This window comes from Aquabacterium sp. UBA2148 (assembly GCF_002328915.1).
Taxonomy (GTDB): Bacteria; Pseudomonadota; Gammaproteobacteria; order Burkholderiales; family Burkholderiaceae_C; genus Aquabacterium; species Aquabacterium parvum.
In genome coordinates this window covers 2072-2805 of sequence record NZ_DCXA01000266.1, presented here as the reverse complement: position 1 = coordinate 2805, position 734 = coordinate 2072, and the positions used below count along the sequence as shown (strand labels likewise).

2 protein-coding genes are annotated in these 734 nt (G+C 71.0%); both read right to left on the bottom strand.

Features of this window, described 5'->3' with window-relative positions:
* Nucleotides 1–263: Maf family protein (locus B2W70_RS14810; protein ID WP_286746812.1), on the bottom strand; the 263-nt coding region annotated here is incomplete at its 3' end.
* Between the two features lie 84 nt (nt 264–347).
* Nucleotides 348–734: 23S rRNA (pseudouridine(1915)-N(3))-methyltransferase RlmH (rlmH, locus tag B2W70_RS14805; RefSeq protein ID WP_286746810.1), on the bottom strand; the 387-nt coding region annotated here is incomplete at its 5' end.

Below are 734 nucleotides of genomic sequence, written 5' to 3'. Positions count from 1 at the left end.
TCGCGGCAGAAGCGGGCCTGCAGGCGCGCCATCGCCGCCTGCCACTTGGCGCGGGTCACGCGTTGCACGTAGTCCTCGGGGGATTCGCCCGCCTGCTCCGCCTCCAGGGCCTCTGCGTCTTCGTCGGCATCGGGCAGGAGCAAGGTGTGGCGCACGCCGAGCTGATCCAGCAGCTGGCGTCGGCGTGGGCTTTGCGACGCCAGGTAGAGCCAGGGACCACCCTCGCTGGCGAGTTCGGCGGCGGTTGGAGAAGGTGGGCTCATGTGCGTGCTCGTAGGGCGCCCGATGGGCCGCGACAACCGTTCGCTGGCTCGCCCAGGCCAGCAAGCCCAGCCCGGGCGCGGCACTCAGGCGCGGTGATAAGGGTGGTTGTGGCGCAGCGACCAGGCGCGGTAGACCTGTTCAAGCAACAGCACACGCGCCAAGGCGTGCGGCAGGGTCATGTCGGAGAGGCGAATGGCCTCATCGGCCGTTTGCTTGAAAGCCGGGTCGATGCCGTCGGCACCGCCGATGATGAGGGCGACGTCGCGGCCGTCGTGCTCCCAGGCCTCTGTGCGCTGGGCGAGTTGCACGCTGGTCAGGCGCGTGCCGCGCTCGTCGAGGATGACGCGCCGCGTGCCTTTGGGCAGGGCCGCCTCCATGCGGGCGGCCTCGGCCTGCATGATGGCGGCCACGGGCTTGCCCTCACGCGGCTCGGCCTTGACGGCCTTGACCTCGACCCGCCAGTCTGGCGG